General features: G+C 61.1%; 22 protein-coding genes and 2 pseudogenes. 20 read left to right on the top strand and 4 right to left on the bottom strand.

The features are described from left to right. Nucleotides 1-134 precede the first annotated feature (134 nt). From PSH87_RS16400 to PSH87_RS16355, 10 genes and pseudogenes are all read left to right on the top strand, one after another. A complete protein-coding gene (locus PSH87_RS16400) occupies nucleotides 135-491 on the top strand; it encodes a hypothetical protein (RefSeq protein WP_305430244.1) in 357 nt (118 codons plus the stop codon). Between the two features lie 99 nt (nucleotides 492-590). Further along, nucleotides 591-1,752 (top strand): annotated as a pseudogene (locus PSH87_RS16395) (GGDEF domain-containing protein). 71 nt (nucleotides 1,753-1,823) lie between these two features. Beyond that, complete coding sequence (locus tag PSH87_RS16390) at nucleotides 1,824-2,027, top strand: hypothetical protein (RefSeq protein WP_017736014.1); 204 nt, start codon at nucleotides 1,824-1,826, stop codon at nucleotides 2,025-2,027. A 174-nt stretch (nucleotides 2,028-2,201) separates the two neighbouring features. Beyond that, the gene (locus PSH87_RS16385) at nucleotides 2,202-2,498 is read left to right on the top strand and encodes a putative quinol monooxygenase (RefSeq protein ID WP_017736013.1); all 297 of its coding nucleotides are present in this window, start codon (nucleotides 2,202-2,204) and stop codon (nucleotides 2,496-2,498) included. Between the two features lie 205 nt (nucleotides 2,499-2,703). Continuing rightward, nucleotides 2,704-3,342, top strand: coding sequence for a hypothetical protein (locus tag PSH87_RS16380; protein ID WP_017736012.1), 639 nt, complete (start codon nucleotides 2,704-2,706; stop codon nucleotides 3,340-3,342). 109 nt (nucleotides 3,343-3,451) lie between these two features. After that, the gene (yddG, locus tag PSH87_RS16375; protein WP_305430241.1) at nucleotides 3,452-4,351 is read left to right on the top strand and encodes an aromatic amino acid DMT transporter YddG; all 900 of its coding nucleotides are present in this window, start codon (nucleotides 3,452-3,454) and stop codon (nucleotides 4,349-4,351) included. Between the two features lie 114 nt (nucleotides 4,352-4,465). Beyond that, a pseudogene (locus PSH87_RS16370) lies at nucleotides 4,466-4,736 on the top strand (hypothetical protein). Between the two features lie 161 nt (nucleotides 4,737-4,897). After that, nucleotides 4,898-7,009, top strand: coding sequence for a TonB-dependent receptor domain-containing protein (locus PSH87_RS16365; protein ID WP_305430240.1), 2,112 nt, complete (start codon nucleotides 4,898-4,900; stop codon nucleotides 7,007-7,009). Nucleotides 7,010-7,588: 579 nt separating this feature from the next. Next, the gene (locus PSH87_RS16360) at nucleotides 7,589-8,128 is read left to right on the top strand and encodes a sigma-70 family RNA polymerase sigma factor (RefSeq protein WP_305430239.1); all 540 of its coding nucleotides are present in this window, start codon (nucleotides 7,589-7,591) and stop codon (nucleotides 8,126-8,128) included. Further along, the gene (locus tag PSH87_RS16355; protein ID WP_017735074.1) at nucleotides 8,128-9,060 is read left to right on the top strand and encodes a FecR family protein; all 933 of its coding nucleotides are present in this window, start codon (nucleotides 8,128-8,130) and stop codon (nucleotides 9,058-9,060) included. The genes PSH87_RS16360 and PSH87_RS16355 overlap by 1 nt, the downstream gene beginning before the upstream one ends. Here PSH87_RS16355 and PSH87_RS16350 read toward each other — a convergent pair. Then, on the bottom strand, nucleotides 9,057-10,874 hold the full coding sequence (locus PSH87_RS16350) for a sigma-54-dependent Fis family transcriptional regulator (protein WP_017735075.1): 1,818 nt from the start codon (nucleotides 10,872-10,874) through the stop codon (nucleotides 9,057-9,059). The two genes, PSH87_RS16355 and PSH87_RS16350, sit on opposite strands and share 4 nt — an antisense overlap. A gap of 342 nt (nucleotides 10,875-11,216) precedes the next feature. Between PSH87_RS16350 and PSH87_RS16345 the strand changes: the two genes are divergently transcribed. From PSH87_RS16345 to PSH87_RS16320, 6 genes are read left to right on the top strand one after another with little or no spacing between them, the layout of a single operon-like run. Then, complete coding sequence (locus PSH87_RS16345; protein ID WP_305430237.1) at nucleotides 11,217-12,311, top strand: ABC transporter ATP-binding protein; 1,095 nt, start codon at nucleotides 11,217-11,219, stop codon at nucleotides 12,309-12,311. Then, nucleotides 12,311-13,408 (top strand): ABC transporter ATP-binding protein, encoded by a 1,098-nt coding sequence (locus PSH87_RS16340; protein ID WP_017735077.1) that lies wholly within the window; start codon nucleotides 12,311-12,313, stop codon nucleotides 13,406-13,408. Before PSH87_RS16345 ends, PSH87_RS16340 begins: the two co-directional genes overlap by 1 nt. Further along, nucleotides 13,405-14,271 carry a carbohydrate ABC transporter permease gene (locus PSH87_RS16335; RefSeq protein WP_017735078.1) on the top strand — a complete coding sequence of 289 codons (867 nt, stop codon included), beginning with the start codon at nucleotides 13,405-13,407 and terminating at the stop codon, nucleotides 14,269-14,271. The genes PSH87_RS16340 and PSH87_RS16335 overlap by 4 nt, the downstream gene beginning before the upstream one ends. A 10-nt stretch (nucleotides 14,272-14,281) precedes the next feature. Then, nucleotides 14,282-15,082 carry a carbohydrate ABC transporter permease gene (locus tag PSH87_RS16330; RefSeq protein WP_017735079.1) on the top strand — a complete coding sequence of 267 codons (801 nt, stop codon included), beginning with the start codon at nucleotides 14,282-14,284 and terminating at the stop codon, nucleotides 15,080-15,082. 10 nt (nucleotides 15,083-15,092) lie between these two features. Then, complete coding sequence (locus PSH87_RS16325; RefSeq protein ID WP_017735080.1) at nucleotides 15,093-15,365, top strand: DUF2160 domain-containing protein; 273 nt, start codon at nucleotides 15,093-15,095, stop codon at nucleotides 15,363-15,365. Between the two features lie 32 nt (nucleotides 15,366-15,397). Continuing rightward, nucleotides 15,398-17,140, top strand: a complete 1,743-nt coding sequence (locus tag PSH87_RS16320; RefSeq protein WP_305430234.1) for an ABC transporter substrate-binding protein — start codon at nucleotides 15,398-15,400, stop codon at nucleotides 17,138-17,140. A gap of 184 nt (nucleotides 17,141-17,324) precedes the next feature. On the opposite strand, the gene PSH87_RS16315 is transcribed toward PSH87_RS16320, so the two are convergent. Continuing rightward, nucleotides 17,325-18,224, bottom strand: a complete 900-nt coding sequence (locus tag PSH87_RS16315; protein WP_017735082.1) for an AraC family transcriptional regulator N-terminal domain-containing protein — start codon at nucleotides 18,222-18,224, stop codon at nucleotides 17,325-17,327. Between the two features lie 129 nt (nucleotides 18,225-18,353). Between PSH87_RS16315 and PSH87_RS16310 the strand changes: the two genes are divergently transcribed. The 4 genes from PSH87_RS16310 to PSH87_RS16295 are packed head-to-tail and all read left to right on the top strand — an operon-like array spanning nucleotide 18,354 to nucleotide 20,948. Next, complete coding sequence (locus PSH87_RS16310; RefSeq protein WP_305430233.1) at nucleotides 18,354-19,097, top strand: SDR family NAD(P)-dependent oxidoreductase; 744 nt, start codon at nucleotides 18,354-18,356, stop codon at nucleotides 19,095-19,097. 16 nt (nucleotides 19,098-19,113) lie between these two features. Next, nucleotides 19,114-19,515, top strand: coding sequence for a VOC family protein (locus PSH87_RS16305; RefSeq protein ID WP_017735084.1), 402 nt, complete (start codon nucleotides 19,114-19,116; stop codon nucleotides 19,513-19,515). Continuing rightward, nucleotides 19,512-20,471, top strand: coding sequence for a trans-acting enoyl reductase family protein (locus PSH87_RS16300; protein ID WP_017735085.1), 960 nt, complete (start codon nucleotides 19,512-19,514; stop codon nucleotides 20,469-20,471). The genes PSH87_RS16305 and PSH87_RS16300 overlap by 4 nt, the downstream gene beginning before the upstream one ends. Before the next feature lie 18 nt (nucleotides 20,472-20,489). Next, nucleotides 20,490-20,948, top strand: a complete 459-nt coding sequence (locus PSH87_RS16295) for a nuclear transport factor 2 family protein (protein ID WP_017735086.1) — start codon at nucleotides 20,490-20,492, stop codon at nucleotides 20,946-20,948. 124 nt (nucleotides 20,949-21,072) lie between these two features. On the opposite strand, the gene PSH87_RS16290 is transcribed toward PSH87_RS16295, so the two are convergent. Next, entirely contained in the window at nucleotides 21,073-21,498 is a 426-nt protein-coding gene (locus PSH87_RS16290; protein WP_305430230.1) for a hypothetical protein, read from the bottom strand. 86 nt (nucleotides 21,499-21,584) lie between these two features. Continuing rightward, entirely contained in the window at nucleotides 21,585-22,481 is an 897-nt protein-coding gene (locus tag PSH87_RS16285; protein ID WP_207043974.1) for a LysR substrate-binding domain-containing protein, read from the bottom strand. Between the last annotated feature and the right edge of the window lie 136 nt (nucleotides 22,482-22,617).

Raw genomic sequence — 22,617 nt, 5'->3', positions numbered from 1 at the left:
CCTGCAAGCCCCGCTTCCATTGGACGTGAGCATTTTCGGCTGCAATCCTGCCAACCGACACTGCTCACGGACAAGGACGCTAACAATGCTCGGTTACTACGCCCCACTACAGCCACCTCTACCTCACCACCCTGATGGTGGTCACCACGCTGTTTTTCGCCCTGCCGATTTTTATCGCGCCGATCGCCTGGGCGCGCGCCATGCGCTGGACGATTCCCGAGCACCAGCATTTGGCGATCTATTTTGGCCGCTGCCTGGGGGCATTCATCCTGGTGGTGGAAGCGGCCATGTTGCGCTCGGTCACCACCGGCACCAGTTTCAGCTACGCCTTCGATGTGCTGTTTGTGGTGTTTGCGTTGATGTTTGTCGTGCATGTCTATGGCGCGCTGAAGCGCATTCAGCCCATTACCGAAACCCTGGAAATTGGCTTCTGGATGATTCTGTTCGTGCTCAACACGCTGTTCTACCCCGCGACGTCCATCACCCTGTAGCACCACGAAACACAGTACCGACAAACCCATATCGACACCGGGCCTGCTCAACTAGACTAGCCGTCACAACAGCTGCCAACAGCGCCCGGTGAGCCCTCCATGATCGCCCATACCCCCACGCTTTTTGCCTGTGTCGCCCTGGTGGCGACGATCATGGCGTTTTGTCTGATCCTGGTCGGCCAGTTCAATCGGGGTGACAGCCTGCTCACCATTGGCTTCGGCTTGCTGGCCCACGCTTTGGCCTACATCGGCTACACCTTCTACGGGCATGCGCCGTTGTGGTTTACCTACGGCGTCGCCAATACGCTGCTGGCCGTGGCGTTGGCTTTTTACGGTGCCAGCGTGTTTCGCATCGTTGAGCTGCCTGTCGCCTGGTGGCGGGCGTTTGCGCCTGCGGTGCTGATGGCGGTGTTGATGGCCAGCCTGATCGACACCCTGGAACCGCGCATGCTCGCCGCCACCTTTGTGTTGATGTTGCAGTGCGCGTTGATCATCTATTGGACCCTGCGCTACATCCCCGCCCAGGGGCGGGCGCGCCTGTTGTTGATCATTGGCTCGAGCATCAGCCTGATTGGCCTGGGCATGCGTGTGGTGGCGGTGTTCGGCGGCGGTGCGGCGGAAATGCGCTATGACGTCAGCAACCTCAAGCAAACCATCTCGGTGAGTATCGGCACGTTCACGGCGATGATGATTTCGCTGGGCCTGGTGTTGCTGTCCAAGGAGCGCAGTGAATCGCGCTTTCAGTACCTGGCGTTGCGCGATGTGTTGACCGGCATTCTCAACCGTCGGGCGATCCTCGAACAGTTCGCCAAGGAGCTGGAGCGCGCACGTCGCGACGGCTCCAGTCTGGCGGTGGCGATGGTGGATATCGACCACTTCAAGCAGATCAATGATGTGCACGGCCATCTGGCGGGGGATGAAGTGATTGTTCACTGTGCCGGGCACCTGTCACAGCGTCTGCGCCAATCCGACAGCATCGGCCGTTATGGCGGCGAGGAGTTTCTGCTGTTGCTGCCGGGCACCAGCCCTGAAGGCGCGGTGGCGGTACTCGATGAGCTGCGCGCTTCGCTGGCCGAGACGCCGGCGGGGGTATGGGGCGTCAAGCATTGCGGTGCGGATCAGTATCGGTGTGTGTTGCGGGGTGCCAGGGGCGGCGTCCGACACCGCCGCCAGCCTGCTGGCCCGCGCGGATGCGGCGCTGTATGAGGCCAAGGGCATGGGGCGCAATACCTTGCGGTTGGCGCCGCCGCTGCCTGGCTAGGCTCGCCTCGGCCTGCTAGTGGCACGTGGGTGTTCGGGGTATTCTTGCGGCCGAACTCAAGGAGGCGTGACGTGAAAGGAATCAAAACGGAAACACTGCGAATGGTCGGACTTTTTATTGTTATCGCAATCGGAGGCGCCTTGCATGGCGCGGGCCTCGTCGGGTTCTGGGGAATGTTCGCGGTGATGATGGCGCCGCACGTGGTGTTTTACGCGTGGGATAACCGGGGCCGTTTTCGGAACTTCACCAAATCGCAGACAAAGAAAAGCCCGTGATGGGGAGCACGGGCTAAAAGGGATGTTCATTAGGAGCTGGTTTGACCATAAGCGCTTGACTGTGAAAACGGTGTGAAAGGACAGCACCTGGTGCGATCTTTTTGTAGGACTGTGCGACGGCTACGCGGCTGGCATACTCTGTGGGTTCTTTTCCCACATTGCAGGGTGTAGTCCATGTCAGATGAAGTACGGCTTGTCGTCATTATCACTACTCAGCCGGGTCGAGGTTCCGACCAGTTGGCGGCGTTTGAGACGCTGGCTCCGCTGGTCAGGGCTGAGGAGGGGTGCATTCAATACGACCTGCATCCCGTGGCGGGCAACCCTGACAGCTTTGTGCTGATCGAGAAGTGGGCATCAAAAGCCGCGCTGGAAGCCCACCACCGTACGGCTCATATGGAAGAAGCCAGTCGGCACAATCCTACATTCCGCGCCGGGCCTTCCACGGTTTTGCTGCTTGAGCCGGCGGTTTAAGCCATCGCCTATCGCACTTTTTCGCATTTCCCCGCTCTATCTGTGACCCAGCCACATTCATTCCCCGTGGACACAAGAGCGAGACCTGGTGCCGATAGATCACCTGAAAGCCAGATGTAAACGTCGCCGGACGCGTCAACCACTGCTCTTGGTTGCCGCGTTCCTGCTGTGTGTCGCCGGTTGCAGCCAGCAGCAGGCACAGGACATGGCCAAGCAGTTCAGCAACGGCAAGCCGGATGAGTTCTTCCAGACCAGCGTCGATCGCATGGCGACCCTGGGCATGCGCGACAACCTGCAAAGCCTGTATCTGCTGATGAACAAACTCTACCTGCGCAACCCCAGCCAATGGCGGCAATCGGGTTACCCGGATGCGGTGAGCGCGGCCCGGGAAATCCGCCTGGCGATCGAGAACCGCCGTTCACTGCCGGCCCTCGGCGAACGTCGCGACCTGGCTGCATTGAGTTACTCCCTGAGCCCCGAATTTCGCGGCGACCGGGTTGGCGCCTTCATCTATGCGATCGGCAGCATGATCGTCACCGCCCATGGCGGGCGCACCGAGTTCTACATCACTGACTCGATCAACCCGCAATTCGTCAGCAACGCTGCGCGCAACATCGAGAAGGCCACCTGGCTGCTCAGCCAGCGCCAGGATGCCAACGGGGTGTTGCTGCTGTTTTCCAATGAAATCTCGGAGGAGGGCAGCAACCTCAGCTTTGCCGTGGAGTTCGGCAAGATTGTTGCGCGGCTCGACCTGTTGACTCAGCTGCTGGATGAGCGCTACCGGCGTATCGGCGTCAACTATGCGCAGAGCTTGTTGCTGATGAATTTTCTGCCGGTGCAGTAGGCTCCTCACCTGTGCGGCTTTACATTCGTGTGGCTAAAAATGTCCAGTTGCAGCGTAATAGACGGCTTGCGCCGCATTTCATCCCTCCCGTTTTACCCACGAGGTTCCCATGCAGATCAACAGCGAGCGTGCAGCCACTGCATGCGGTTTGGTAGCGATTCTCCTGTGGAGTACCGCCGCCGGGCTTATCCGCAGTGTCAGTGAACTGTTCGGCCCATTGGGCGGCGCGGCGTTGATCTACACCTTGGGGGCGGTGTTGTTGGTGTTGTTCCTAGGACGGCCGCGGGTGCGCGCGACCTCTTGGTTCTATCTGATTGTGGGCAGTGCGCTGTTTGTGGCGTACGAATTGTGCCTGTCGCTGGCATTGGGTTACGCCAGCACTCGCAACCAGGCGATTGAGCTTGGGGTGGTGAACTACCTGTGGCCCTGCCTGACCGTTTTGCTCGCGATTGTCATGAATGGGCAGAAAGCCCGCTGGCTGATCCTGCCTGGCACCGCACTGGCGTTATTTGGCATCGTGTGGGTGGTGAGCGGTGATGGCCTGGCATTGGCCACCCTTGTCGCCAACGTGAGCACCAACCCCCTGAGCTACAGCCTCGCCCTGGGCTGCGCGGTCACGTTCGCGTTGTACTGCAACGTCACCCGGCGCTACGCCGGTGGGCAAAACCTGGTGATGCTGTTTTTTACCCTGGCCGCCGCTGTCCTTTGGTTGAAATACGCGCTGAGCACTGAAGTGCTGCCCGCGTTCACCCTCAACAGCAGCCTGCAACTGGGCGCGGCGGGCATCGCCATGGCCGGCGGCTACGCGCTGTGGAACCTGGGCATCCTGCGCGGCAACCTGACCCTGCTGGCCACGGCCTCGTATTCTGCGCCGGTGTTGTCGTCGGCATTTGCCGCCGTGTGGCTGGGGGCCCACCTGACCGCACAGTTCTGGCAGGGCGCCGTGTTGGTGACTGTGGGTTCGCTGATGTGCTGGCAAGCGACGCGCACGCGACCGAGTGATGTTTAGGAGTGCGCTGTTTCTCTTTCCTATGTAGGAATGGGCCTAACGTCACACAGGCGCCTTGAAACGCTTACTACTCGGCAATAGCCTCGGACTTTTCTTAAAAAATGAGTGCCTGCCTTGGGTAAGTCAAAAACGCGTTGGCCGACTGAACGCGAAATCCGCCTGCGATTTATCCTGTTTGCCGTGATTGACGTCGCGAGTGTTCAAGGCGTTTGCGCCGAGTTGTTACTGCCTGCGCATAAACTGCTGCGTGATTCGCCCACGGAAGTGCAGTTGTGCGAAACCCTTGCCGGGATTTTGGCTACCGAAGAAATGTATGGCTTTCGGTTTACCCAGGGGCTCAGAGGCGGATGAGTTGATGCAGACGCTGAATTTTCAGCGTGGCTAGATCGATTGTTTCCTTCGGGTGGCTGGCAAGTCCTGCATCGGACATCTTTTCCTGTTCCACCACGGCGCTGGTTCGTTAATCAGGCGTGACTTGCCGGGCGTCCCTGTCTTCCCATCTGGGCCCCGCCTTTTACGTCCCCCCGAATTCCAAGGACCCGCCCCATGTTGTTGCGCCAACCTCCGCTCCTGTTTGCCGCCCTGACCTTAAGCTCGCTGGTGCACGCCGAAGACCTGCAACTGGCCCCGGTCGAAGTCACCAGCAGCGAAGCCAGCGCCGGCGAAATCGCCGAGGCCCAGCTCAAGAGTGTGCCCGGTGGCACCAACTACATCGACATGAACAGCGTGCAGCAGGGGCGGGTCAGCACCAACGAGGACGTGTTCAAGTACCAGGCCGGGGTGTACGCCAAGGCGGCGAACAACGAAGGGGTGAAACTGTCGATCCGCGGTTCGGGCCTGAACCGCAGCCCCGGTTCCCATGGTTCGGGCTTGTATGAAATGTTCGATGGCCTGCCGCTGACCGGCCCTGGCGGCACGCCCTATGAGTTGAAAGACCCGCTCTGGCAAAGCCGCGTCGAAGTGCTGCGCGGCGCCAACGGTTTTGATCAGGGCGCGTTGGCCTTGGGCGGCGCGGTCAACTACGTGACCCGTACCGGCTATGACGCGCCCAAGCTGCAACTGCGTTATGAGGCGGGCAGCAAAGGCTACGCCCAGCGCGAGATCAGCTCCGGCCAGGTGCTGGGGGATGCCGATTACTACATCAGCCTTACCGACTCCGAATCCGACGGCTACCAGCGCCAGAGCGCCGCCACGGGCAAGGGCATGGCGGCCAATTTCGGCTACCGTTTCAGCCCGGAACTGGAGACCCGTTTCTATTTCCGCTACCGCGAAACCACCAACGACACCCCGGGCAAACTCACCCGCGCGCAGATCAGCCACGACCCCCGCGCCGCCAACAGCCTCAACGCCGCCCGCGACTCCAAGCGTCTGCAACCGGGCTCGACCTGGATCGCCAACAAGACCACCCTGCAACTGGATGACAATTCTCGCGTCGAGTTCGGCCTGGCGTATCACGACTATCCGATGGACCTGCGCGAAGGCACGATTCGCCTGAAAGTCGCCTACACCGACATCAGCAGCACCCTTAATTACATCCGCCAGGACACGCTGTTCGGCCACGACAGCAAAACCACGATCGGCCTGCGCACTACCCAGGCGATGCCCAACAACGGTGGCGCGGAATACGTGCGTATCCCGGCCGGCAACACTGCGACCTATGCCCCCGGCACCAAGACCCGCGACTACAGCTACCTGGGCTCCGACACCGTGCTGCATATCGGCAACGACCTGGAACTGGTGCCCGACCTGTGGCTGACCACCGGCCTTGCGGCGATCTACACCCGCCGTGAAACCGAAGTGACCTACCCGGACACCCATGCGCCGCTGAGCCAGCACGACTGGGACTACGCGCCGCGCATCGGCCTGCGTTACGACGTCAACCCGCAATTGCAGGTGTACGGCAACCTGAGCCGCTCGGTCGAGCCGCCGCATGCGTGGTCGATGATCTGGGGTTCCAACAAGTACTTCACCAGCGGTCCAGCCAAGGGCATGGCGCGCGAAGGCATAAGCCTGAAAAACCAGACCGCCACCACCCTGGAAATCGGCGGTCGCGGCGAACACGGGTTCGGCCAATGGGACCTGGCGCTGTACCGCTCCGAAGTGCGCCACGAACTGCTCACTGTGGAAACCCAGGCCCAAACAGGCACGACAAACGCCATCGTCGCTGAAAACAACGCCAGCCCCACCGTGCATCAGGGTGTTGAACTGAGCCTGCTCAGCCCGCTGTGGGACGGCGGCCGCAACGGCAAGCTGGCCCTGCGCCAGGCCTACACCTTCAGCGACTTCCACTACCGCGACGACGACCGCTTCGGCGGCAACACCTTGCCGGGCATCCCCAAACACTATTACCAGGGGCAACTGCGCTATAGCCATCCGACGGGGTTCTACAGCAGTTTCAACACTGAGCATTCGTCAAAAGTGGCAGTGGATTACGCCAACTCCTACAACGCCGCGTCCTACACGATTGTGGGCGCGACCTTCGGCTACGACGCGCCGAAACAGGACTGGCAAGCCTGGGTCGACCTGCGCAACCTCACCAACCGGCGTTACGCCAATACCATCACACCGGGCTATGACGACAAGGGTGTGGACATGGCGCGTTCCACGCCGGCGGATGGTCGCGGTATCTACACCGGTGTGTCCTGGAGCTGGCGCTGAGCCTGACCGGCCGCCATCGCAGGCAAGCCAGCTCCCACAGTTGAGCTGTGTGAGCCTGATCCCGCGAGCCATCCCCAATCCCCTGTGGGAGCGGGCTTGCCCGCGAAGGCGTCCTGTCAGCCAACACATATGTAGCTGACCCACTGCCATCGCAGGCAAGCCAGCTCCCACAGTTGAGCTGTGTGAGCCTGATCCCGCGAGCCATCCCCAATCCCCTGTGGGAGCGGGCTTGCCCGCGAAGGCGTCCTGTCAGCCAACACATATGTAGCTGACCCACTGCCATCGCAGGCAAGCCAGCTCCCACAGTTGAGCTGTGTGAGCCTGATCCTGCGAGCCATCCCCAATCCCCTGTGGGAGCGGGCTTGCCCGCGAAGGCGTCCTGTCAGCCAACACATATGCAGCTGACCCACTGCCATCGCAGGCAAGCCAGCTGCCACATTTTCGCCGGTGTGCATCTGATCCAAAGTGGCAACCCAATCCCACAGTGCCAGGCGCTGCCCAGCGGTTCTTGCTCATACTCCGTTTTACTGGCATTGTTCGCGCAATTGGTAATATTTCCCATTTGAGAAGTTTTTGCGCATGCATGACATTCCGGCCGTGCTGAACGATTCAACCCGTCAGCAGACCCTTGCGGCTATGTACAGCGAGCACCACGGCTGGTTGCACAACTGGCTGCGCAAAAAACTGGGCTGTTCGCAACACGCCGCCGACCTGGCCCACGACGCGTTCATCCGCGTGCTGCTGCTCGCCGAGCCGCACAACATCAAGGAACCCCGCGCCTTTCTTGCGACCACCGCCGGGCGCCTGCTGATCGATGGCGCGCGCCGCCGGCGTATCGAAAAAGCCTACATGGAAGCCCTGGTGATCCAGTGCGAAGACGCCGGCATGCCCGACCCGGCTGCGATCCATGTGGCGCTGCAAGCCCTGGAGCGTATCGCCGAGATGCTCGCCGGCTTGCCCGCCAAGGCCCGCGAGGCGTTCCTGTTGAGCCGTCTCGACGGGCTGACCTACAGCGAGATCGCCACGCGCCTGGAGGTGTCCTCCAGCACCGTCAAAAACTACATCTCCAGCGCTCTGGTGCACTGCTACCACAGCCTGCACGGAGCCGATCCGCTGTGATGAGCTCCGAACAAATCATTCAGCAGGCAGCGAATTGGCTGACCCGCCTGCACGACGAAGACGTCACCGAAGAGGACCGCCAAGCCTTCCACACCTGGTGCGACGCCGACCCACGGCATGCCGTCGCCATCGAGCGCATGCGCGGCCTGTGGGGCAGCCTGGAGACGTTGCCCGCCCAGCCTGCGCGCCGAGCCCTCAACCGCGCGTTCGCGCCGCAACGCTCGCGTGGCGCGCAGGCGGTCGGTGTGCTCGGCCTGGTGCTCTGCGGTTGGTTCGGCCTGCAACACCTGCCGCTGTGGATGGCCGACCAACGCACCGGCGTCGGCGAACGCCGCCAGATCGCCCTCGAAGACGGCAGCCAGCTACAGCTCAACAGCAATTCGGCGGTGGACGTGAAGTTCGACGGCCAGCAACGGGTGATTGAGCTGCTGCAAGGCGAGCTGTGGGTGGAGGTGGCCAAGGATGCACGACGGCCGTTCGTGGTGCACACCGACCAAGGCACGGCGACCGCGCTGGGCACCCGTTATCTGGTCAAGCGCGCGGCGGACGGCACGACCGTGGTGACAGTGATTGAATCCACCGTGGCCGTCAAAGGTGATAGCAGCGATGAGGTCAAGGTCACGGCCGGCCAGCGTGCGATCCTTGATCATGGCCGCGTCCAACCCGCGCAAGCCACCGGCAGCGCCGACCCGGACGCCTGGACCCGTGGCCTGCTCAAGGTCAACGACCAGCCCCTCGGCGACGTCCTGCAAACCCTGGCCAGCTACCGCCACGGCATGGTGCGCTTTGATCCCCAGGCGCTGCAGAACCTGCGGGTGTCCGGGGTGTTCAAGCTCGATGACACGGCGGCGGCCCTCGCGGCACTGGCAGACAACCTGCCGATCCAGGTGGAGTACTTCACCGACCTGCTGGTGGTGGTCAAGCCGCGCTAGCGCTCGTTCTGGCGCAGGCGCTTGTACAGGGTGTTGCGGCTGACGCCCAGTTCCCGCGCCAGGTGGGAAATATTCCCGCCGAGCGCCTTCAAGCGCTGGTTCAAGTCGATGCTGTCATCCAGCGATTCACCGGTTGGCAGTGGTGCCGGCACGTGCAAATCCACAAAAAAATCATCTGGCAGATGCTCCGCACGGATCGGCTGCTCCTCGGCCATCGCCAGCGCCACCTGCAACACGCTGCTCACCTGGCGCAAATTCCCCGGCCACGGGTGCTGCTCGAACAGCGCCAGCACCTCGGCGCTCAGCCCGGCCCATTGGGTTGGCTCGCGGTGCTGCTGCCACAGTTGCTGGAACAACGCCTGCTTGTCGGTGCGTTCGCGCAAGGGCGGCAGCTCCAGGGTCAGGCCACCGATGCGGTAGTACAAATCCTCACGAAACCGCCCGGCCTGCACCCACTCCCGCAGGGCGCGGTTGGTGGCAGAGATAATGCGCAGATCCACCGGGAACAACTCGCTGCTGCCCACAGGCTGCACGCAGCGTTCCTGCAAGACCCGCAGTAAACGCGCCTGGGTCGGCAGCGGCATGTCGCCGATTTCATCGAGGAACAGCGTGCCCTTGTCGGCCTTGCGGATCAGACCAATGCTGCCTTTCTGATTGGCGCCGGTGAACGCGCCTTTTTCGTACCCGAACAGTTCCGATTCCACCAGCTCCGCAGGAATCGCTGCACAGTTCACCGCGATAAATGCCTGCTGGCTGCGGGAACTGGCCTGGTGCAGGGCTTTGACGAACACCTCTTTGCCCACCCCGGTTTCGCCGTGGATCAGCAGCGGGATGTCCTTCTCCAGCAGGCGTTCGGCCTGGCGCACGGCTTTTTCCACGCGTTGGTCGCCAAAGTGCAAGGTTTTCAGCCCAATCGACGTAGGCTTTGGCGGCGTTGGTTGTGTGAATACTCGTGCCTGCACCGGCATCTGCTTGGGCCGTTTCAACAGGCACTGGAACCGATTGCGTCCCGCCGCCTGCAACGAGAACGGCAGTCCCTCCGGCTGGTTCAACAGCTCCAGCAGCGACACCTTGAACAAACGGTCGATCATCACCCGCGACAAGCTGATCCCCAGCAGGTTGTCCGCGCGGCGGTTGGCCGACAGCACCTGGCCGCTGTCGTCAAAGATCAGCAGGCCGGCCCATTGGCTGTCCAGGTTGTTCAGGCCGGTGTTGAAGGTCAATTGGAAATGCTCGCCGCGAAACAGGTTGAGGATCAGCCGGTTTTCCACGGTCTGGCTCATCATCTTGACCATGCCCAGGGTGTGGGAGGGCGGCAGGTAGCTGTCGCTGGACACGTCCAGCACGGCAATGATCTCGCGCTGCGCATCGAAGATCGGCGCCGCCGAACCGGTCATGAAGCGGTTGGCCTTGAGGAAGTGTTCGTCATGCTCGATATGCACGGCCTGGGCGCAGGCCAGCGCGGTGCCGATGGCATTGGTGCCGCTGGAGCACTCGCGCCAGCTGGCGCCGGGGTTGAAGCCGCGGGCCAGCTTTGGCTCGATGAAGCGCTGGGTACCCCATGACGTCAGCACCTGGCCCTGGTTGTCGGCCAGCATGATCAGGCAGTTGGAATTGCTCAGGATGTTTTCGTAGTAGGGCAGCACTTCCTGGTGGGTGGTCTGCACCAGCGAATGCTGGCTTTCCAGCAGTTGGCTGATGCCTTCGGCGGGCAGTTGGTCGAAGCTGGGGGCGCTTTGATGGTCCAGGCCAAACGCGCGGCAACGGCGCCAGGATTCCTGGATAAGGGTGTCGTGAGCCAAGGGTTCGGCCATGGGGTGACCTTCTTTTATTGTTATTTTTATACAGCCTTGCGCAGCTCCAATGTGGGAGCGGGCTTGCCCGCGATAGCGGTGGGTCAGTCACTGAATAGGCAAGCTGATACACCGTCATCGCGGGCAAGCCCGCTCCCACATGTTGCCTGTGTCGATGGCCAAGAGAGTGTTGTTCAGAACTGTTCATTGTCAACCCCCGAACTGTTCAGTTGTTCACCCCAATTGTTCACACCTGAACATGCCGTTCAAGCCAACTCCTCACACATCAAGCACTTGCAGTTTTGGCACGAAACTCGCTCTGACGAATGGCCAGATTCATTCCAATAATAAAAAGGTCGTGTCATGTCATTGACCCTGGAACATGTCTCCCGCGTCGTTGAAGGCCAAACCTGGATCGACGACGCCACCCTGCGTTTCGAGCCCGGCTCCTTTAACGTCCTGCTCGGCCGCACCCTGTCCGGCAAGACCAGCCTGATGCGCCTGATGGCCGGCCTGGACAAGCCCGACAGCGGCCGCATCCTGATGAATGGCGTGGATGTCACCCACAAACCGGTGCGCTTGCGCAACGTGTCGATGGTGTACCAGCAGTTCATCAACTACCCGACCATGACCGTTTTCGAAAACATCGCCTCGCCCTTGCGCCAGGCCGGTGTGGCCAACGAGTTGATCCAGAGCAAAGTGCTCGAAACCGCCAGAATGTTGCGCATCGAGAAATTCCTGCAGCGTCATCCGCTGGAGCTGTCCGGCGGCCAGCAGCAACGCACGGCCATGGCCCGCGCGCTGGTCAAGGATGCCGAGCTGATCCTGTTCGATGAGCCGCTGGTGAACCTGGACTACAAACTGCGTGAAGAACTGCGTCAGGAAATGCGCGAGCTGTTCAAGGCGCGCCACACCATCGCCATCTACGCCACCACCGAACCCAACGAAGCCCTGGCACTGGGTGGCACCACCACCATCCTTCACGAAGGTCGGGTGATCCAGAGCGGCAAGGCCGCCGAGGTCTATCACCAGCCGCAGAGTGTGCTCGCCGCCGAGTTGTTTTCCGAGCCGCCGATCAACCTGATGCCGGGGCGCATCAGTGGCAACGAAGTGAGCTTCGCCAATTTCGTGCACTTTCCGCTCAACGTCGATTTGCGCCCCATCGGCGAAGGGGAATTCCGCTTCGGTGTGCGCCCCAGCCACATCAGCCTGGTGCCCAGCAACGACGACGACCTGGAACTGGCGGTGACCGTGGAAGTCGCCGAGATCAGCGGTTCGGAAACCTTCCTGCATGTGCGCAGCGAACATTTCCTACTGGTTTTGCACCTGCCTGGGGTGCATGAGTACGACGTCGACGCGCCGATCCGCGTGTATATCCCCACCCATAAACTGTTTGTGTTCGATAGCCAGGGCCGTCTGGTCCAGGCCCCCGGGCGCCGTGTCGCGAGGGTTGCCTGATGGCCGAGATCCATTTGCAGAACCTGGCCCACAGCTACAGCCCTACGCCCAGTGGCCCTGAGGACTACGCGATTCGGGAAATGAACCATGTATGGGAGCAGGGCGGGGCCTACGCCTTGCTCGGGCCCTCCGGCTGTGGCAAATCGACCTTGCTCAATATCATCTCCGGCCTGCTCAGTCCGTCTGAAGGCCAGGTGCTGTTTGACAGCAAGGTGGTCAATGACCTCACCCCGGAAAAACGCAACATCGCCCAGGTGTTCCAGTTCCCGGTGGTGTACGACACCATGACGGTGTTCGACAACCTGGCTTTCCCGCTGCGCAACCAAGGCATGGCGGAGGCGAACATTCACAGCAAGGTGCAGGAAATTGCCGAAGTCCTCGACCTGCAAAACCTGCTGTCGAAGAAGGCCCGCAACCTTACCGCCGACGAAAAACAGAAAGTCTCCATGGGCCGTGGCCTGGTGCGTGACGATGTGTCGGCGATCCTCTTCGATGAGCCGCTGACAGTGATCGACCCGCACCTCAAGTGGAAACTGCGGCGCAAACTCAAGCAGATCCACGAGCAGTTCAACATCACCATGGTCTACGTCACCCATGACCAACTGGAAGCCTCCACCTTCGCCGACAAGATCGCGGTGATGTACGGCGGGCAGATCGTGCAGTTCGGCACGCCCCGCGAGTTGTTCGAGCGGCCCAGCCATACGTTTGTCGGCTATTTCATCGGCAGCCCTGGGATGAATCTGATCGAGGTGCAGGCCGAGGCGGGCGGGGTACGGTTTGCCGGGACTCATCTGCCGTTGTCCGCGGCGATTGCGCAGCGCATCAGCGACACGTCCTACAAGAAATTGCAGGTCGGCATCCGCCCGGAATTTATTCATGTGTGGGACGAGTACAACCCTGACGCCCTGCAAGCCGATATCACTCATCTGGAAGATCTCGGCACCTACAAGATCATGACCCTCAACCTCGACGGTACGCTGTTGAAAGTACGCCTGGCCGAAGACAAACCGGTGCCGCAGGGCAAGGCTTCCATCAGCTTTCCCGCGCAGTGGCTGATGGTCTACGCCGACGATTACCTGCTGGAGGTGCAGCCATGAACAAGGTGCAGAACAACAAGGCGTGGTGGCTGGTGCTGCCGGTATTTCTGCTGGTGGCGTTCAGTGCCGTGATCCCGATGATGACGGTGGTCAACTACTCTGTGCAGGACATTTTCGACCAGTCCAGCCGCTACTTCGTCGGTGCCGACTGGTACAAGCAGGTCCTGCTCGACCCACGCCTGCATGACTCATTGCTGCGCCAGTTCATCTACTCGGCCTGTGTCCTGTTGATTGAGATTCCCCTGGGCATCGCCATCGCCCTGACCATGCCGACCAAGGGCCGCTGGTCGTCGCTGGTGCTGATCATCCTCGCCATTCCGCTGCTGATTCCGTGGAACGTGGTGGGCACGATCTGGCAGATCTTCGGCCGTGCGGACATCGGTTTGTTGGGTTACAGCCTCAACGCCCTGGGCATCAGCTACAACTATGCGGCCAATACGGCGGATGCCTGGGTCACCGTGCTGGTCATGGACGTGTGGCATTGGACGTCACTGGTAGCGTTGTTGTGCTACTCAGGACTACGGGCCATCCCGGATGTGTACTACCAGGCGGCGCGGATCGATCGCGCATCGGCGTGGGCGGTGTTCCGACATATCCAGTTGCCGAAGATGAAAAGCGTGCTGTTGATCGCGGTGATGCTGCGCTTTATGGACAGCTTCATGATCTACACCGAGCCCTTCGTACTGACTGGCGGCGGGCCGGGTAACGCCACTACCTTTCTCAGTCAGACGCTCACTCAAATGGCTGTAGGTCAATTCGACCTGGGCCCGGCCGCCGCGTTTTCCCTGGTGTACTTCCTGATCATCCTGTTGGTGTCCTGGCTGTTCTACACCGCCATGACCCACTCCGACGCCAATCGCTGAGGCCGCCAACATGAGTAAGCGCAAGGTTATCCCGCTGCTGATCTACATCCTGTTCCTGCTGGTGCCGATCTACTGGCTGCTGAACATGTCCTTCAAGAGCAACACCGAAATCCTCGGCGGGCTGACGCTGTTTCCGCAGGACTTCACCCTGGCGAACTACAAGGTGATCTTCACCGACCCGAGCTGGTACACCGGTTACCTCAACTCGCTGTACTACGTGAGCCTGAACACGGTGATTTCTCTTACCGTGGCGCTGCCAGCGGCCTACGCGTTTTCGCGCTACCGTTTCCTGGGCGACAAGCACCTGTTCTTCTGGCTGCTGACCAACCGCATGGCCCCCCCGGCGGTGTTTTTGCTGCCGTTCTTCCAGCTGTATTCGTCCATCGGGTTGTTCGATACCCATATCGCGGTAGCCCTGGCGCACTGCCTGTTCAACGTGCCGCTGGCGGTGTGGATTCTGGAGGGCTTCATGTCCGGTGTGCCCAAGGAAATTGACGAAACCGCCTACATTGACGGCTACTCGTTTCCGAAGTTTTTCGTCAAGATTTTTATCCCGCTGATCGGCTCCGGCATCGGCGTCACCGCGTTTTTCTGCTTTATGTTTTCCTGGGTCGAGTTGCTGTTGGCGCGCACCCTGACCTCGGTCAACGCCAAGCCCATCGCGGCGGTGATGACCCGCACGGTCTCGGCGTCGGGGATCGATTGGGGCGTGCTGGCAGCGGCGGGGGTGTTGACCATCCTGCCGGGCATGCTGGTGATCTGGTTTGTTCGCAACCACGTGGCCAAGGGCTTTGCCCTCGGCCGGGTCTGAGGAGTCGATGATGGAATGGATGGCCTGGACCACCCCAACCGCACTGTTCTTTGGCGGCATCGCGCTGATTTTGGCGGGCATGACCACCTGGGAACTGCGTTCGCCGAGTATTCCCCGGCGCGGCTTTTTGCCGATCAGCACCACCCGTGGTGATCGTTTGTTTATCGGTCTTCTCGGCAGCGCCTACCTGCATTTGCTGGTAATCGGCGTCACCGGCTGGAGCATCTGGGCAGCGACTGCGCTGTCCCTGGTGTGGCTGTTGAGCGTGATGCGTTGGGGCTAGTGCCCTTATGAATAAACAACCAGGAGGTCTCTATGTTCGATAAAAACAATAAGCTGCGACATAGCATTTCATTGGCCGCCGTACTGGCCCTCAGCGGTTTGAGTGCCTCGGCCTGGGCTGATGCGTACGAAGATGCGGCAAAAAAATGGATCGGCAGCGAGTTCAAGCCATCAACGCTCACGGCCGAGCAGCAGCTCGAAGAGTTGAAATGGTTTATCAAGGCGTCGGAACCGTTCCGTGGGATGAAGATCAACGTGGTGTCGGAAACCCTCACCACCCACGAGTACGAATCCAAGGTGCTGGCCAAGGCCTTCAGCGAAATCACCGGGATCAAGCTGACCCACGACCTGCTGCAGGAAGGCGACGTGGTGGAAAAACTGCAAACCCAGATGCAGTCCGACAAAAACATCTACGACGGCTGGGTCAACGATTCCGACTTGATCGGTACACACTTTCGCTATGGCAAGACCGAATCCATCACCGACCTGATGGCCAACGAAGGCAAGGCCTTCACCTCGCCAACCCTGGATATCAAGGACTTTATCGGCATCTCCTTCACCACGGCGCCCGACGGCAAGATCTACCAGCTGCCCGACCAGCAATTCGCCAACCTGTATTGGTTCCGCGCCGACTGGTTCGAACGCGCGGACTTGAAAGCCAAGTTCAAGGAAAAGTACGGCTATGACCTCGGTGTGCCGGTGAACTGGTCGGCCTACGAAGACATCGCCAAATTCTTCAGCGAAGACGTCAAGGAAATCGACGGCAAGCGCGTTTACGGGCATATGGACTACGGCAAGAAAGACCCGTCCCTCGGCTGGCGCTTCACCGACGCGTGGTTCTCCATGGCCGGTGGCGGCGACAAAGGTCTGCCTAACGGCTTACCGGTGGACGAGTGGGGTATTCGTGTCGAGGACTGCCACCCGGTGGGTTCCAGCGTCACCCGGGGCGGCGACACCAACGGCCCGGCGGCGGTGTTCGCCACGCAAAAATACGTGGACTGGATGAAGGCTTACGCGCCACCGGAAGCGGCGGGCATGACCTTCTCCGAGTCCGGCCCGGTGCCGTCCCAAGGCAATATCGCCCAGCAGATCTTCTGGTACACCGCGTTTACCGCCGACATGGTCAAGCCAGGGTTGCCGGTGGTGAATGCCGACGGCACGCCGAAATGGCGCATGGCGCCGTCGCCTGTCGGACCGTACTGGGAGAAGGGCATGAAGAAGGGCTATCAGGACGTAGGCTCCTGGACCTTCCTCAAATCCACCCCGGAGAAGCAGAAACTCGCGGCGTGGCTCTACGCCCAGTTCGTGACCTCGAAAACCGTGTCGCTGAAGAAAACCATCGTCGGCCTGACGCCGATTCGTGAGTCCGACATCAACTCCCAGGCCATGACCGACATGGCGCCGAAGCTCGGTGGCCTGGTGGAGTTCTACCGCAGCCCGGCCCGCACCGAGTGGTCACCGACCGGCACCAACGTGCCGGACTACCCACGCCTGGCACAGCTGTGGTGGAGCAACATCGCCGCCGCCGCCAGCGGCGAGAAAACCCCGCAGCAGGCACTGGACAACCTGGCCAAGGAGCAAGACGCGATCATGACGCGCCTGGAACGCTCCAAGGTGCAACCGGTATGCGGCCCGAAAATGAACGAAGAACGTGACGCCCAATACTGGTTCGACCAGCCGGGTGCGCCGAAGCCGAAACTGGCGAACGAAAAGCCGAAAGGCGAGACCGTGGCATACGGTGATCTGCTTAAGCAGTGGGAGGCGGCGCGTAAGTAATCGAGTTGGGTAAAACAAAACGGCACTCAGGTGCCGTTTTGTTTTTCGGATTGAAATACAAGCCTCAGAACAAAAACGATCAAATGTGGGAGCTGGCTTGCCTGCGATCGCGGTTTATCAGTGACGGATACATAGCTGACCCACCGCGATCGCAGGCAAGCCAGCTCCCACAATAGTCCAGCGCTTACTGACGAACTTTGTTCGCCGCCAAAATCCGCGCCGTATCCCGCGCCGGCGGCAACCCAAACACCCGCGCATAATCCCGGCTGAACTGGGTCGCGCTCTCATACCCCACCTCAAACGCCGCGCTGGTCACGCTGCTCGCACTGGCCACCATCAAGGTGCGCGCCTGCAACAGCCGCACACGTTTCTGATACTGCAACGGGCTCAGGTTGGTCACCGCCTTGAAGTGCCGGTGAAACGCCGAAACGCTCATGGTTGCCATTGATGCCAGCGCGTCAACGCGAATCGGTTCGGCAAAGTCACGGCGAATCCACTGGATGGCCCGGCTGACCCGCGCCATGGCCGTATCCGGTGCGGCAATCTCGCGCAACATCCAGCCGTGGGGGCCTTGCAATACGTGATAGAGGATTTCCCGTTCATAAGCCGGCGCCAAGGCGGCAATCGCCACGGGATCGCCCATCAGTCGCAGCATGCGTACCCACGCATCCATCAGCGCGGGCGTGACGGCCGCCACCGAAAACCCCGCTTCCTGCTCGCAACGCCCGCTGGGCACTGGCAGGTCGTTGAGCAACGTGGTCAGCACGGTCGCGTCCAGGGTCAAGCTCACCGCCAGGTAAGGCTCGCCGGTACTCGCCGGGTTCACCACCCCCACGGCGGGCAACTCGATAGACATCACAAAATACGTCGCCGGGTCGTAATGCAAGGTGCGGTCGCCGACGGTCATGCACTTACTGCCCTGTAGGATCAGGTTGATCATCGGCTCATACACCGCCGCGAGCATATGCTCGGGAATCGCCCCCTGGACCATCGCCACGCGCGGGATGCCGGTCTCGGTACGGCGGTTTTCGGCGTTTGCGGCCAAGGCGCGCAGTTCGATCAGTTGAGTATTCATGACGGCCATGCTGTTCCTTCCTACGACGCTCGCGCAAGCAAAAAGCAGAAACAGGCAGTATTGAAGTAGGAACGGCTGAGTCGCGGGGTAGGGCGACGGCTACTGTGCTCACTCAACTTTTCAACAGTGGAGCAGGCCATGAGCGTCATCGTGATTACCGGAGGCAGCCGCGGGATCGGTGCCAGTACCGCCGAGCTGTGTGCTCGCCAAGGCCATGGCGTGATTCTCACCTACAACCGCAACCCGGCTGCGGCGCAGGAGGTGGTGCAGCGGATCGAAGCCGCCGGTAGCAAGGCCGTAGCGCTGGCATTGGATGTTGCCGCTGTCAGCACATTCGCCACTTTCCGCGAAACGCTGACACAAGCCCTGCAAAGCACCTGGGGCGTCAGCACCTTGAGCGGCCTGGTGAACAACGCTGGCTATGGCCTGTTCAACCCCCTGGAGTCGGTGACCGAGGCGCAGTTCGACGGCCTGTTCAACGTGCACCTGAAAGGGCCGTTCTTCCTGACTCAGACGTTACTGCCGTTGTTGGAAGAACACGCCAGCATCGTCAACCTCACCAGCGCTACCACCCGCGTCGCCACGGCCGGCGTGGCACCTTACGCCGCCTTCAAGGGCGGCCTCGACGTACTTACCCGTTACATGGCCAAGGAGTTCGGTGAGCGCCGGATTCGCGCCAATGCCGTGTCCCCCGGCGCTATTCGCACCGAATTGGGTGGCGGCTTGGACGATGAATTCGAGGCCCTGCTGGCCGGGCAAACCGCCCTCAGGCGTGTCGGAGAACCGGAAGACGTCGCGCGGGTAATTGCCATGCTGCTGTCGGAAGAAGGGCGCTGGATCAACGCCCAGACCCTTGAAGTCGCCGGCGGCTACATCATCTGAATCAGGAGGTCACACGATGCTCGATCATCTGTTTATCTCGGTAGGCGACATTCAACGCTCCATCCGCTTCTATGAAGCCACCCTCCAGCCACTGGGTATCACCGCACGGCTCGACTACGACGGCAAAGACGGCCCTCCCGGCCACCCGGACCTGAAGGGCTTCGGCGCCAACGGGCGCATGTTCTTCTGGCTGCGCGAAGGCGTGGTCGAAGGGCGGGCGGTGCACGTGGGCTTTGTCGCCAACAACCGCATAGAGGTGGAAAAAGCCTACGCCGCCGCCCTGGAAAACGGCGCCACCGACAACGGCGCGCCCGGCGCGCGCTTGCACTACGACCCCAACTACTACGCGGCCAACGTCCTCGATCCGGACGGCTACAGCCTTGAATTCGTCTACAAAAATTGGCAGCACACCCCATGAAAACCCTGATGATCTACGGCGCCACCGGCTACACCGGGCGCATGGCGGCCGAACATGCCCAACAGCTCGGCCTGAACCTGGTGATCGCTGGCCGCAACGCCGAGCGCCTGGCATCCCTGGCTGCAGAGCTGGACGTGCCGTATCGCGTGTTTGCGGCTGACGCCAGCCAGTTGCAGGGCATCGACGTGCTGCTCAACTTCGCCGGTCCGTTCGCCCACACCGCCGAACCCTTGATGCGCGCCTGCATGGCCAGCGGCACCGACTACCTGGACATCACCGCTGAAATCAATGTGTACCGCCTGGCCGAACAGCTCGGCGCCGGGGCGGATGTGATGCTGCTGCCCGGCGTGGGCTGGGACGTGGTGCCCACTGACTGCCTGGCGATGCACGTCGCCCGCCGCGTGCCGCAGCCGCAGTCGCTGAAAATCGCCTTGCAGGTGCCGGGCGCGATGTCCCGGGGCTCGGCGCTGAGTGTCGGCGAGATCATCGGCGCTGGGGTGATGGCGCGCATTGACGGCGAATTGCTTGCCACCCCGGACGCGCAATCGCAGCTCCTGGACTTTGGCGACGGCCCTGCGCTGTGCGCACCGTTGTCGTTTGGCGACCTGATTACGGCCTGGCATTCCAGCGCCATCCCGAACATCGCGATGTTCGTGCACATCACCGGCGAAGCCTTCCCCGAAGGCGACCTGTCGCTACTGCCCGACGGCCCCACCCAAGCCCAGCGCGACGCTCACCGTGCCCGCGCCGTGGCCGAAGTCACGGGCATCGACGGCACGGTTGCGCGGTCGGTGATCGAAACCGTCAACGGCTACAGCTACACCCCACTGGCCGCCGTGGAAGCGGCGCGTCGAGTACTCGGTGGCGAGCGCCGGCCCGGCTTTGAAACCCCGGCGAAGCTATTTGGCGTGGGCTTTGCCCTGACCATCGACGGCACTCAAATCACTGATTATTGAACTCACAGGAATTGCACCATGACTGATCTGCAAACGGCCGCCGAAAACAGTGCGGTGATCGACACCCTGCATCGCTTCGCGGCAGGTATTGACCTGAAGGACTCGGCCCTGCTTGCCTCGGCATTCACCGCCACCGCCATCTCGGACTTCCGACCGGCCGCCGCCAAGGCTGGTTTTGAATACCCGGTGCTGGAAGGGCGCGACGGCATCGTCGGCGCGCTGTCCGCCGCGCTCGGCCAGCTCGATACCACACACTCGGTGAGCAACGCACGGGTCACGCTCGACGGTGATAACGCGCGGCTGGATGCGTTAGTGGAGGCGCAGCACGTACCGCAAAGCGATCCTTCGCGGCATTACTTGATGAAGAACCGCTATGACGTTGAGTTGGTGCGGGAGGAGGGCGTATGGCTGATCCAGCGCGTGACCGTGGATAACGTCTGGCGCTCGGGCGACCCGGCGGTGCTGGCAGGCATTTAAGAACACTGCGAATCAAATGTGTACTCGGGCAATGTGGGAGCTGGCTTGCCTGCGATAGCGGTGGGTCAGCCAAGCCTATATAGACTGACAGTCCGCCATCGCAGGCAAGCCAGCTCCCACATGTTTAGTCCTGCGGTTGAATCTGAAATTCGCCATCCACATCCTTGACCAACCCACTGGCCAAGAACAGCGGCGCCAACCGCTTGTGCAGCTGCGGCTCGACAAACTCCTTCACCGTATCCAGCGCCAGCACACCACTCAGTGGCAACTCGGCCTTGGTGTACGACAGCCACGCCTTCTTCAACACCTGCAACACATCACTGCCCGCCGTGGTGGCAAAGCGGCGGTGGGTGGGTTTGCCGTCAAAGGTAAAGGTGTGCTGGAACGCGTAGCCTGTTTCATCGCCACCACTGGCGGTGCAGCGGATGCAGGTGCACGGGCCGTCGCCGAAGGCGGTGCGCAGGTAGCTGTTGAAGTCCACCACGGGTTTGAGTGACAGGCGCTTATCCACCTCGAACAGGTCCCCGGTCATTTTTTCGTCAGTGTTCAACAGGTATTTCCTCGCAGGTTCGGCGGTTTTTCAAAGCGCGGCACAATAGCAGCCGAGCGCCGGTTTGTGGGGGATTAATCAACGGTTCAGGCTGCAATCAAGCTGCGCTTGATCCAGTCGTACAAATCATTGCCCTCGCTGGACAACTCGCTGTTGGCCCGGCGGCACAGGTAATACTGGCGGCCATCATTCACCTCCAGCTCAAACAACTTCACCAACTCGCCACTGGCCACCAGCGGTGCCACCAGCGGTTCGCGGAGTAACGCGCAGCCCAAGCCGGTGAGGGTGGCAGTGAGCGCCAGTTGGCCGTCTTCCAGTAGCAAGCCATTCAACGCGGTGGCATCCACCTCGGCGGCTTCGAACCATTGGCCCCAGGTGCCGCGTTCTTCGTCGTGCAGCAGTGGCAGCTGGCTCAAGGCCTCGGGCGTGTCGATGGGCCCGTGCTGTGCCAGGAAGGCGCGGCTGCAATAGGGTGTCACGGCGCCGGAAATCAGCGGTTCGCTGTGATAGCCCGGCCAGTGCCCGGTGCCGAAGCGAATCGACAGGTCGGCTGCGTCGCTGGGGTAGCTGCGGTGGTTGGCGTAGGTCACGTTGATGTCCAGCGCCGGGTGATCCTTCAGGAAATGCGCCAGGCGTGGAATAAACAGGTTGATGCCAAACAGTGGGATCAGGCTGATGGTCACCTGGCGCGTGGCGCTTTTTTCGCGCACATGTTCGGTGGCGCTGCGCAGCACCGCAAACGCCGAGCGAATCGCGCGGTAGTACTCGCGGCCTTCATCGGTGAGCACCAGGTTGCGGCCCTGGCGCAAGGTCAGCGGTTGCTGCAGGAAATCTTCCAGCAAGTGCAGTTGATGGCTGATGGCCGAGGCGGAAACTTCCAGCTCACGCGCGGCGGCATTCACCCCGCCATGGCGCGCAAAGGCTTCGAAAGTGCGCACGGCACGCAGGGGCGGGTCATTGGCTAACTGTTCTGATTTATTCATGTGTTGAATTAAATACTAACTCAAGCGCCGAATAAAGAGCCATAAGTGCCGTATTCATGGCATAAATAGCCTGTTTCAACGTTGATATAACCATATGACTTTCTGTTATTTGATAAAAACAGAATAGATGCTTAGT

Source organism: Pseudomonas sp. FP453 (assembly GCF_030687495.1).
Classification (GTDB): domain Bacteria; phylum Pseudomonadota; class Gammaproteobacteria; order Pseudomonadales; family Pseudomonadaceae; genus Aquipseudomonas.
The sequence above is the reverse complement of the archived record's forward strand: the minus strand, read 5'-3'. Positions and strand labels throughout refer to the sequence as shown.

Excerpts from the sequence above, each read along its gene's own strand:
- PSH87_RS16400 (WP_305430244.1), top strand. The coding sequence starts at position 135 with ATGGTGGTCACCACGCTGTTTTTCGCCCTGCCGATTTTTATCGCGCCG.
- PSH87_RS16385 (WP_017736013.1), top strand. The coding sequence starts at position 2,202 with ATGTCAGATGAAGTACGGCTTGTCGTCATTATCACTACTCAGCCGGGT.
- PSH87_RS16380 (WP_017736012.1), top strand. The coding sequence starts at position 2,704 with ATGGCCAAGCAGTTCAGCAACGGCAAGCCGGATGAGTTCTTCCAGACC.
- yddG (WP_305430241.1), top strand. The coding sequence starts at position 3,452 with ATGCAGATCAACAGCGAGCGTGCAGCCACTGCATGCGGTTTGGTAGCG.
- PSH87_RS16365 (WP_305430240.1), top strand. The coding sequence starts at position 4,898 with ATGTTGTTGCGCCAACCTCCGCTCCTGTTTGCCGCCCTGACCTTAAGC.
- PSH87_RS16360 (WP_305430239.1), top strand. The coding sequence starts at position 7,589 with ATGCATGACATTCCGGCCGTGCTGAACGATTCAACCCGTCAGCAGACC.
- PSH87_RS16355 (WP_017735074.1), top strand. The coding sequence starts at position 8,128 with ATGAGCTCCGAACAAATCATTCAGCAGGCAGCGAATTGGCTGACCCGC.
- PSH87_RS16350 (WP_017735075.1), bottom strand. The coding sequence starts at position 10,874 with ATGGCCGAACCCTTGGCTCACGACACCCTTATCCAGGAATCCTGGCGC.
- PSH87_RS16345 (WP_305430237.1), top strand. The coding sequence starts at position 11,217 with ATGTCATTGACCCTGGAACATGTCTCCCGCGTCGTTGAAGGCCAAACC.
- PSH87_RS16340 (WP_017735077.1), top strand. The coding sequence starts at position 12,311 with ATGGCCGAGATCCATTTGCAGAACCTGGCCCACAGCTACAGCCCTACG.
- PSH87_RS16335 (WP_017735078.1), top strand. The coding sequence starts at position 13,405 with ATGAACAAGGTGCAGAACAACAAGGCGTGGTGGCTGGTGCTGCCGGTA.
- PSH87_RS16330 (WP_017735079.1), top strand. The coding sequence starts at position 14,282 with ATGAGTAAGCGCAAGGTTATCCCGCTGCTGATCTACATCCTGTTCCTG.
- PSH87_RS16325 (WP_017735080.1), top strand. The coding sequence starts at position 15,093 with ATGGAATGGATGGCCTGGACCACCCCAACCGCACTGTTCTTTGGCGGC.
- PSH87_RS16320 (WP_305430234.1), top strand. The coding sequence starts at position 15,398 with ATGTTCGATAAAAACAATAAGCTGCGACATAGCATTTCATTGGCCGCC.
- PSH87_RS16315 (WP_017735082.1), bottom strand. The coding sequence starts at position 18,224 with ATGGCCGTCATGAATACTCAACTGATCGAACTGCGCGCCTTGGCCGCA.
- PSH87_RS16310 (WP_305430233.1), top strand. The coding sequence starts at position 18,354 with ATGAGCGTCATCGTGATTACCGGAGGCAGCCGCGGGATCGGTGCCAGT.
- PSH87_RS16305 (WP_017735084.1), top strand. The coding sequence starts at position 19,114 with ATGCTCGATCATCTGTTTATCTCGGTAGGCGACATTCAACGCTCCATC.
- PSH87_RS16300 (WP_017735085.1), top strand. The coding sequence starts at position 19,512 with ATGAAAACCCTGATGATCTACGGCGCCACCGGCTACACCGGGCGCATG.
- PSH87_RS16295 (WP_017735086.1), top strand. The coding sequence starts at position 20,490 with ATGACTGATCTGCAAACGGCCGCCGAAAACAGTGCGGTGATCGACACC.
- PSH87_RS16285 (WP_207043974.1), bottom strand. The coding sequence starts at position 22,481 with ATGAATAAATCAGAACAGTTAGCCAATGACCCGCCCCTGCGTGCCGTG.